General features: G+C 56.3%; 8 protein-coding genes and 4 tRNA genes. 3 read left to right on the top strand and 9 right to left on the bottom strand.

From position 1 onward, the window contains the following. Positions 1-378: 378 nt before the first annotated feature. Positions 379-455: transfer RNA gene (locus tag GWQ44_RS23815), tRNA-Arg, on the bottom strand. 45 nt (positions 456-500) lie between these two features. On the opposite strand from GWQ44_RS23815, the gene GWQ44_RS23810 reads away from it, so the two are divergent. Continuing rightward, positions 501-905, top strand: a complete 405-nt coding sequence (locus GWQ44_RS23810) for a hypothetical protein (RefSeq protein ID WP_275928381.1) — start codon at positions 501-503, stop codon at positions 903-905. A 94-nt stretch (positions 906-999) separates the two neighbouring features. Continuing rightward, the gene (locus GWQ44_RS23805; protein WP_275928380.1) at positions 1,000-1,179 is read left to right on the top strand and encodes a PA3371 family protein; all 180 of its coding nucleotides are present in this window, start codon (positions 1,000-1,002) and stop codon (positions 1,177-1,179) included. On the opposite strand, the gene phnN is transcribed toward GWQ44_RS23805, so the two are convergent. Beyond that, positions 1,154-1,735: a phosphonate metabolism protein/1,5-bisphosphokinase (PRPP-forming) PhnN gene (gene phnN / locus GWQ44_RS23800; protein WP_275928379.1), complete on the bottom strand. Its 582-nt coding sequence runs from the start codon at positions 1,733-1,735 to the stop codon at positions 1,154-1,156. The genes GWQ44_RS23805 and phnN overlap by 26 nt on opposite strands. Positions 1,736-2,113: 378 nt before the next feature. On the opposite strand from phnN, the gene GWQ44_RS23795 reads away from it, so the two are divergent. Next, positions 2,114-2,440, top strand: a complete 327-nt coding sequence (locus tag GWQ44_RS23795) for an Arc family DNA-binding protein (RefSeq protein ID WP_016968184.1) — start codon at positions 2,114-2,116, stop codon at positions 2,438-2,440. Positions 2,441-2,551: 111 nt separating this feature from the next. On the opposite strand, the gene mgtE is transcribed toward GWQ44_RS23795, so the two are convergent. From mgtE to alaS, 7 genes are all read right to left on the bottom strand, one after another. Further along, complete coding sequence (gene mgtE / locus GWQ44_RS23790; RefSeq protein WP_016968183.1) at positions 2,552-3,994, bottom strand: magnesium transporter; 1,443 nt, start codon at positions 3,992-3,994, stop codon at positions 2,552-2,554. A 409-nt stretch (positions 3,995-4,403) separates the two neighbouring features. Beyond that, positions 4,404-4,480 (bottom strand) — tRNA-Arg (locus GWQ44_RS23785). A 72-nt stretch (positions 4,481-4,552) separates the two neighbouring features. Next, positions 4,553-4,629 (bottom strand) — tRNA-Arg (locus GWQ44_RS23780). A 107-nt stretch (positions 4,630-4,736) separates the two neighbouring features. Next, positions 4,737-4,827: transfer RNA gene (locus GWQ44_RS23775), tRNA-Ser, on the bottom strand. A gap of 62 nt (positions 4,828-4,889) precedes the next feature. Further along, positions 4,890-5,078, bottom strand: a complete 189-nt coding sequence (gene csrA / locus GWQ44_RS23770; protein ID WP_002554426.1) for a carbon storage regulator CsrA — start codon at positions 5,076-5,078, stop codon at positions 4,890-4,892. Positions 5,079-5,266: 188 nt separating this feature from the next. Further along, positions 5,267-6,508, bottom strand: coding sequence for an aspartate kinase (locus GWQ44_RS23765; RefSeq protein WP_016968182.1), 1,242 nt, complete (start codon positions 6,506-6,508; stop codon positions 5,267-5,269). A gap of 97 nt (positions 6,509-6,605) precedes the next feature. Beyond that, the gene (alaS, locus tag GWQ44_RS23760; RefSeq protein ID WP_047305664.1) at positions 6,606-9,230 is read right to left on the bottom strand and encodes an alanine--tRNA ligase; all 2,625 of its coding nucleotides are present in this window, start codon (positions 9,228-9,230) and stop codon (positions 6,606-6,608) included. Between the last annotated feature and the right edge of the window lie 98 nt (positions 9,231-9,328).

Raw genomic sequence — 9,328 nt, 5'->3', positions numbered from 1 at the left:
ACAACTTCAACCACTTGCGCTTCCGATCTCTCGTTAGCGGGAGGCGAATTCTACAGCGTTACACGCTGCTGTCAACACCTCTTTTCAACCGCTTTCGACCGAGACGATCGAATCGTTAACAAGGCGAAAAAAGCTGCCTTAGTTACACGCCCCCTCAACGCAGCGCTCAAGAGAAATGAAACCAGGCCATTACGCAAGTAGCCCGCTCAAATCAGCAATCCGATAATGACGCCCAAACCATAACATTGAGCAACATACGCGCCGCAGGCATCAGGCCTGGAGAATATAATCAGGAGACTGACTACAACGAGAAGCGGCGACCAACCTTAATAAAGGCGGCAGCTATAGATAGGCAGAGGGAGGGAGTCTCGGAGAATATGGTGTCCCAGGGCAGGTTCGAACTGCCAACCTTCCCCTTAGGAGGGGGATGCTCTATCCAATTGAGCTACTGAGACAAAACAGCGAGTGCCCGAGGCCGTCAGGCGCAACGAACGGCAAGCATGTTAACGGCCAAGGCCACGTTTGTCATGTCATCCATTGGGCTTTTTGTACGAACTGCCAGAAGCAATTTGTTAGCTGAGGATCCCCGCGTGCAAATTGCATCACCACCAAAAGCCATCCTTGCAATATGCAATGAATCGCCCTCTCACCATCAAGACAAGCCTTTATTTTTAAAGGACTTTTTAAAGATAGACTCCTGGCACGCGAGCTGCTTGAGCAAGCGGACGAGGACTACGGAGATAACGCCCATACACAGCGCTCCACTTCTATTAAATGTGATCGCCATCATCGTGCTTGCGACTTTTCACTTTCAACCCGCAGACAACGCCAGACCTGCCGCCCTTGATTACCAAAACGGTCTTAAACCGCATCTGGCGATAATGAACACCCAGCCCGCCTTTTAGATGCGAGCCGCCCACCAATAGACAGCATCAGCAGCAACCCAGCACCACTCAAAATGTACGCTGAGCCATTTAAGAACACGCTCCAGGAGCCATCATGTCCAATGCAGCCAAAAGCCTGCTCTGTCTAACGCTACTCAGCGGCATTGCCGCCTTGCTACTACCTGACGACCCAATAGGAAATGCTGCACTGATCATCTGCGGCTCGATGTTCGGCCTGTTCCTGCTGGCACTTCTGGTCGGGCGCAAGATCAAGTTTGACCCGGTACTGCGTTGACACCCTGCTCACGGAGTATGTCCAACAGACGCACCAGAGTGGCCTCAAGCTCACCCGAATTATCCAAGCGTATGACACGCTCTTCATCCAGCCAGGTAGCACTGACAAACTGCTGGTTGCGCTGCAGACGACGCTCAATCTCTGGCAGACTTTCCCTGGCACGACGCAGCAAACGCCGGCGCAGCACTTCGTCATCGACCGTCAGAACTATAGGAACCAGATCGGGATAGCGTTTTCGCGCCTGGCGCAAATACCCTCGGGAACCATTGACCAAAACATTTCGCCCCTGTGCCAGCCAAGCATCAATCTGCCTGGGAATGCCATAACCCAAACCATTGGCACGCCAGAACAAAGCAAACTCACCCAACGCCACACGCCGCTCAAACTCCTCGACCGTAACTTCGAGCGCTTCCTCGCCCACAGACTCAGCCGAGCGGGTGATGACTCTTTTTGCCACCTCACACCCCAATGTGCTGATAGGCTGCCTGGCCGCGTCAATCAAACTATCTTTGCCAGCCCCTGAGGGCCCCATCAGATAAATCACTCTACCCGGCACTGGTCGCCGCCCTGGATAGCCCAACTAGTAAATCGGCCATTTGCCACTATCCTCTAACAAGTAGGGATTACGCTCTCACCCGCATAGCATGCACGTTCGCCCGTGCCCTGACACTCCCCTCGGATGGGAGAATGCGGCCCACAATGCGGAGTCGGCGATCTTTTCAAACCAGTCCGCATTTCTGATAATTGGTGCTGGCATAACGCCTTTATCCAGTTCAATATTTGTCACAGAATTGACGCCAAGGATCTGGCAATTTTGAGGCATGATGCGGGCCTCTTAACAATTCAGGTTGAACATTTGGCAATACGGCTTGTCCTAAAAGACAGCCCGCGGCCAATTCCGAGAACCGCTCCCCTGAACTAACCGGTTAAATATATGCGCCCATTGAAACAGGCAATTTATTCCAGCCGTACGGCTGACAAGTTCGTCGTACGTCTACCCGACGGGATGCGTGAACGCATTGCCGAGGTGGCTCGCAATCATCACCGCAGCATGAACTCCGAAATCATCGCGCGCCTGGAACAGAGTCTTATTCAGGAAGGCGCCTTGGGTGAAGAGTTGAGCATGCGCCTGGACAGCCCAGAGCTGTCCTTGCATGAGCGCGAACTACTTCAACGTTTCCGCCAACTTTCACATCGCCAGCAAAACGCTTTGGTTTCGCTGATAGCCCATGACGCTGAAATGGCCGCAGACGCCAACTGACTATTCCCAGAATGCTCAAGCCAGCCTAGTTGCTGGCTTTTTTTTGCCTGCAATAAAAACAACGAAGCGCCATAAAGGCGCTTCGCGGGTTACCTATACATAAAGGAAGAGTCAAAGCAAGAAGATCGTCGCCAGGCCGAGGAAGATAAAGAAACCGCCACTGTCGGTCATGGCAGTAATCATTACGCTGGCACCCATTGCCGGATCACGCCCCAGACGCGCCAGAGTCATGGGAATCAAAACCCCCATCAAGGCCGCCAATAACAGGTTCAGAGTCATCGCGGCAGTCATCACCACTCCCAACGACCAACTCCCGTAGAGCATGTAGGCAACAACACCGATCACCCCTCCCCAGACCAGGCCATTGATCAGGGCCACTGCCAGCTCCTTGCGCATCAGGCGCGAAGTATTACCAGTGCTCACCTGATCCAAGGCCATGGCCCGAACGATCATGGTGATGGTCTGATTACCCGAGTTGCCGCCGATGCCAGCAACAATCGGCATCAAGGCCGCCAGGGCTACCAATTTCTCGATGGAGCCTTCAAACAGGCCGATCACGCGCGACGCGACGAACGCCGTGATCAGATTGATGGCCAGCCAAGCCCAACGGTTGCGCAAGGACTTCCAGACCGAGGCGAAGATATCTTCCTCCTCGCGCAAACCCGCCATATTGAGGACTTCGGTTTCACTTTCCTCACGAATCAGGTCGACCATTTCGTCGATGGTCAAGCGACCGATCAACTTGTCATTCTTGTCGACCACAGGAGCCGAAATCAGGTCATAGCGCTCAAATGCCTGAGCCGCGTCATAGGCATCCTCATCAGGATGAAAGCTCACCGGATCGCTGGCCATCACTTCCGAGACTTGCTTATCGGGATCATTGACCAACAGGCGCTTGATCGGCAGGACACCCTTGAGCACGCCGTCATAATCCACCACGAACAGCTTGTCGGTATGACTTGGCAGCTCCTTGAGCCGACGCAAGTAACGCAGCACCACTTCAAGACTGACATCCTCGCGGATCGTCACCATCTCGAAGTCCATCAACGCACCGACCTGCTCCTCGTCATAGGACAGCGCAGAGCGAACACGCTCACGCTGCTGGCCATCGAGAGTCTCCATGAGCTCATGGACAACGTCTCGCGGCAGCTCGGGAGCCAGGTCAGCGAGTTCGTCAGCGTCCATCTCCTTGGCGGCGGCCAGGAGCTCGTGATCATCCATGTCGGCGATCAGGGTTTCACGAACGGAATCGGATACTTCAAGAAGAATGTCGCCATCGCGCTCGGCCTTGACCAATTGCCAGACGGTCAGGCGCTCTTCCAGCGGTAAGGCTTCAAGGATGTAGGCAACGTCGGCAGAGTGCAGATCATCAAGCTTGCGCTGCAACTCGACGAGATTTTGCCGGTGGACCAGGTTCTCGACCCGATCGTGGTGGTGACCTTCCTGACGATGCGTCAGGTCTTCGACCACCCGCTGGCGCTGCAGCAGCTCAACGACTTGAGCGAGACGGTCTTGCAGGCTTTCCTGCGTTTTCTTTACTTCTACTTCGGTCATAGGCGAACTCCACTCCCAGCAGAGGAGCACGCCGGAAGGATCAATCAGTCAGTTCATGATTGTGAAAACGGGATACTGAATAACTACTGGGTAAGTCCATGGAGGTATTCCACAAGCCCCGGCGGGGCTGACGGGCGCAATGATACACCCCTTGGCAGCTTTAAACGTTAAAAAATCGTGGCAAGAACAAGCGCTTGCGACACAAACCTAAGCAGCGCCCGAATCTATGAAACTGCGACGCCCCCGCAGAAAAAGAAAACACATGCCAAAAGAAAAAAGCTGGAGGCAGCACGCCATTCGACTGCCAGCAAACTAAGCCGTTCCAGCCACAAGCCATAAGAAGAGAGATAGATGGATAAATCGCAGAAAGCAAAAAGCCCGCATCTTTCGATGCGGGCTTTCTGTTGTATGGTGCACTCGACAGGATTCGAACCTGTGACCGCTCGGTTCGTAGCCGAGTACTCTATCCAGCTGAGCTACGAGTGCATTTTGTGTTTTTAGACCAGACCACAACTGGTTGAAGCCAAGTTAACTACATCGCTGCAACTAACTCTTAAATGGTGCACTCGACAGGATTCGAACCTGTGACCGCTCGGTTCGTAGCCGAGTACTCTATCCAGCTGAGCTACGAGTGCATTTGTTGCCGCGCATTATAGGCCGTTCAATCTTCTTGTCAAGCACTTTTTCTAGTAATTTCAACAACTTACAGAAGAAGCCAGATTACAACGTACTAAGCAAATAATGGCGGAGAACGGGGGATTCGAACCCCCGACACCCTTTTGAGGTGTACTCCCTTAGCAGGGGAGCGCCTTCGGCCACTCGGCCAGCTCTCCGCAACACGGGGCGTATATTAACCAGCTTTCTCCCCGTTTGCAAACAAAAAAAACGATAAAAATTAATGGCTTGGTTCTTCGTCCTTCTCTTTCTTGATCCGCAGGTAAATTTCCTCACGGTGAACCGCCACTTCTTTGGGGGCGTTGACACCAATACGCACTTGATTACCTTTGACGCCGAGCACGGTCACAGTGATCTCGCCATCACCAATGATCAGGCTTTCTGCGCACCGACGAGTCAGAATCAGCATACCTATCTCCTCACGCATTACATTTTCAGGGACTACAGTCTGCAAAAAAAAGGGTGTCGGCCTACAACCAGGGCGGCTGCAGTCCTACACGCCTAAGTATTGACTAGCACGGGCAAAAGAACAGCTTTCTCCCGCGCCGATCAAAAACACAAAGGGCGCGGTCAGACCGCGCCCCTTTCAAACACGCATTACTCGCCCTGTCGGGCCGGAGCGTCGAGCTCGAACGCGGTATGCAGCGCACGTACCGCCAACTCCAGGTACTTCTCTTCAATCACCACCGACACCTTGATTTCAGAAGTGGAGATCATCTGGATGTTGATGCTTTCCTTCGCCAGGGCTTCAAACATCCGGCTGGCTACGCCCGCATGAGAGCGCATGCCGACACCAACGATCGAAACCTTGGCAATGTCGGTATCACCGACCACTTCACGGGCACCGATTTCACGTGCGGTGTTTTCCAGCACGGTCTGGGCAGCCAGGTAGTCATTGCGGTGCACGGTGAAGGTGAAGTCGGTGGTGTTATCGTGCGAAACGTTCTGCACGATCATGTCGACTTCAATGTTCGACGCGCTAATCGGGCCGAGAATCTTGAAGGCCACGCCAGGATTGTCTGGCACGCCACGGATAGTCAGCTTGGCTTCATCGCGGTTAAAAGCGATGCCGGAAATGATCGGCTGTTCCATGGATTCCTCTTCATCAATAGTAATGAGGGTGCCCGGACCCTCCTGAAAGCTGTGCAACACGCGCAGCGGAACGTTGTACTTGCCAGCAAACTCGACCGCGCGGATCTGCAGCACCTTGGAACCGAGGCTGGCCATTTCCAGCATCTCTTCAAAGGTGATCTTGTCCAGGCGCTGAGCCTTGGGTACCACACGCGGATCGGTGGTGTAGACGCCGTCCACATCGGTGTAGATCTGGCACTCGTCAGCCTTCAGGGCCGCGGCCAGCGCCACCCCGGTGGTATCGGAACCGCCACGCCCCAACGTGGTGATGTTGCCGTGCTCGTCTACGCCCTGGAAACCGGCAACCACGACCACACGACCAGCCTTCAGATCGCTGCGAATCTTCTGATCATCGATCTGCAGGATTCGCGCTTTATTGTGAGCACTGTCGGTGAGGATGCGCACCTGATTCCCGGTGTAAGACACCGCAGGAATACCGCGCTTGATCAATGCCATGGCCAGCAAAGCGATGGTCACTTGCTCACCGGTGGACACGATCACATCCAGCTCACGGGGAACCGGTATGGCTTCGCCGCTGATCTGCTTGGCCAGATCGATCAGGCGGTTGGTTTCGCCACTCATCGCCGACAGCACAATCACCAGGTCATCGCCGGCTTCGCGGAACTTCTTAACCTTGTCGGCGACCTGCTCGATCCGCTCCACAGAGCCGACCGAAGTGCCTCCAAATTTCTGTACGATCAAAGCCATTTTCTAAGCCGCCTCAGCCCGTAAAGGGGCGCCCGTTAAACAATCAAACTGCACAGCGCAAGGACCCGCCACTAGACGACTGGCCCGGCTCGGCGCCTTAAATGCCCTGCTCGACAAATGGCACGGTCAGGGCCAGCGCGGCATCCAGTGCAGCAGCATCAACACCACCACCCTGGGCCATGTCTGGACGACCACCGCCCTTACCGCCCACTGCCGCAGCGGCTTGCTTCATCAAATCACCGGCTTTGAGTTGGCCAGTCAGGTCCTTGGTTACACCAGCAACCAGTACGACCTTTTCCTCATGGACACTGCCGAGCAGGATCACTGCGCGGCCGAGTTTGTTTTTCAACTGATCCACCAGCGCCAGCAGCGCCTTGCCGTCCTGGCCGTCGAGGCGCGCAGCCAGCACCTTCACGCCCTTGACGTCTGCCGCCTGAGCGGACAGATCGTCACCGGCAGCGCTGGCAGCCTTGGCCTGTAACTGCTCGAGCTGCTTCTCCAGCAGACGATTGCGCTCCAGCACCGCCGACAGCTTGTCGATCAGATTGTCGCGGCTGCCCTTGACCAGGGTCGCCGCTTCCTTGAGTTGTTCTTCCGCAGCATTCAGATACGCCAGGGCCGCAGCACCGGTAACGGCTTCAATACGCCGCACGCCAGACGCCACGCCGCCTTCGCTGGTGATCTTCAGCAAGCCGATGTCGCCGGTACGATTGGCGTGGATACCACCGCACAGCTCCACCGAAAAATCGCCGCCCATGCTCAGCACGCGCACGCTGTCGCCGTACTTCTCGCCGAACAGCGCCATGGCGCCCTTCTTCTTGGCGGTATCGATGTCGGTTTCTTCGGTTTCCACCGCCGTGTTCTTGCGAATCTCGGCGTTGACGATGTCTTCCAGGGCCTTGATCTGCTCAGGCTTGATCGCTTCAAAGTGGCTGAAGTCGAAACGCAGACGCTGACTGTCCACCAGCGAGCCCTTCTGCTGGACGTGCTCGCCCAGCACCTGGCGCAGGGCGGCGTGCAGCAAGTGGGTGGCCGAGTGGTTCAGCGAGGTGGCGTGACGCACGTCGGCGTCGACCTGGGTTTCAACCGGAGCGCCTACGATCAAGCTGCCCTTGGCCAGCACGCCGTGATGCAGGAACGCGCCGCCAGTCTTGGTGGTGTCGCGCACATCAAACCGTGCGCCGCCGGCCTGCAGGTAACCGCAGTCGCCGATCTGACCGCCGGACTCAGCGTAGAACGGGGTCCGGTCGAGGACCACAACGCCTTCTTCGCCTTCATTGAGGATGTCTACCGACTGCCCTTCCTTATAGAGGGCAACCACTTTGGCCGAACCGCTGGTGGCCTGGTAGCCGGTGAATTCAGTGGCCACATCAACCTTGACCAGGCTGTTGTAGTCCATGCCGAAGGAGCTGGCAGAGCGGGCACGCACGCGCTGCGCTTCCATCTCGCGTTCGAAACCTTCCTCGTCGAGGGTCAGGTTGCGCTCACGAGCGATGTCGCCGGTCAGGTCCATCGGGAAACCATAGGTGTCGTACAACTTGAACACCACGTCGCCCGGTACCACCGAGCCTTCCAGCGCAGCCAGATCCTGCTCGAGGATCTTCAGGCCCTGCTCCAGGGTCTTGGCGAACTGTTCTTCTTCGGCCTTGAGCACGCGCTCGATATGCGCCTGCTGGGATTTAAGCTCAGGGAAGGCTTCACCCATCTCGGCAACCAGGGCGGCAACGATCTGATAGAAGAAGCTGCCCTTGGCCCCCAGCTTGTTGCCGTGGCGGCAAGCACGGCGAATGATTCGACGCAGCACATAACCGCGGCCTTCATTGGACGGCAGCACACCGTCGGCAATCAGGAAGCCGCAGGAACGGATATGGTCGGCCACCACTTTCAGCGACGCCTGAGCATCGTTGGTGCAGCCAATGGCCTTGGCCGCGGCATCCAGCAGGCTCTGGAACAGGTCGATTTCATAGTTCGAGTGCACGTGCTGCAGCACCGCACTGATCCGCTCCAGGCCCATGCCGGTGTCCACCGACGGTGCTGGCAGCGGATGCAGCACGCCATCGGCGGTGCGGTTGAACTGCATGAACACGTTGTTCCAGATTTCGATGTAGCGGTCACCGTCTTCTTCCGGCGAGCCGGGTGGGCCGCCCCAGATGTCGGCGCCGTGATCGTAGAAGATCTCGGTGCAAGGACCGCAAGGGCCGGTATCGCCCATGGTCCAGAAGTTGTCCGAAGCGTAAGGCGCGCCTTTGTTGTCTCCAATGCGCACCATGCGCTCGGCCGGCACCCCGACCTCTTTGGTCCAGATGTCGTAGGCCTCGTCATCGCTGGCGTAAACCGTGACCCAGAGCTTCTCTTTCGGCAGGTTCAGCCACTTGTCGGACGTCAGGAAGGTCCAGGCGAAGGTGATGGCATCGCGCTTGAAGTAGTCACCGAAGCTGAAGTTGCCCAGCATTTCGAAGAAGGTGTGGTGACGAGCGGTGTAACCGACGTTTTCCAGGTCGTTGTGCTTGCCACCGGCGCGGACGCACTTCTGGCTGCTGACAGCGCGGGTATAGGCGCGCTTTTCCTGGCCCAGGAAGCAGTCCTTGAACTGGTTCATCCCCGCGTTGGTGAACAGCAGGGTAGGGTCGTTGCCTGGGATCAAAGAGCTGGAGGCTACACGGGTGTGGCCTTGCTCTTCGAAGAAGCGAAGGAAGGCTTCACGGATTTCTGCGCTTTTCATTAGGTTCTTCCACGGAGACTGCGGCCAAAGGCCTGTGCGCAACGTCAACAGACGAAACGACGGCAAAGGGCCGCATTATATCGGCGTTAATCACTTGG

It is taken from the genome of Pseudomonas sp. 3MA1 (genome assembly GCF_029237275.1).
GTDB lineage: Bacteria > Pseudomonadota > Gammaproteobacteria > Pseudomonadales > Pseudomonadaceae > Aquipseudomonas > Aquipseudomonas fluorescens_AP.
Note: the sequence above shows the minus strand (reverse complement) of the source record. Positions and strands in the feature narration are given on the sequence as shown.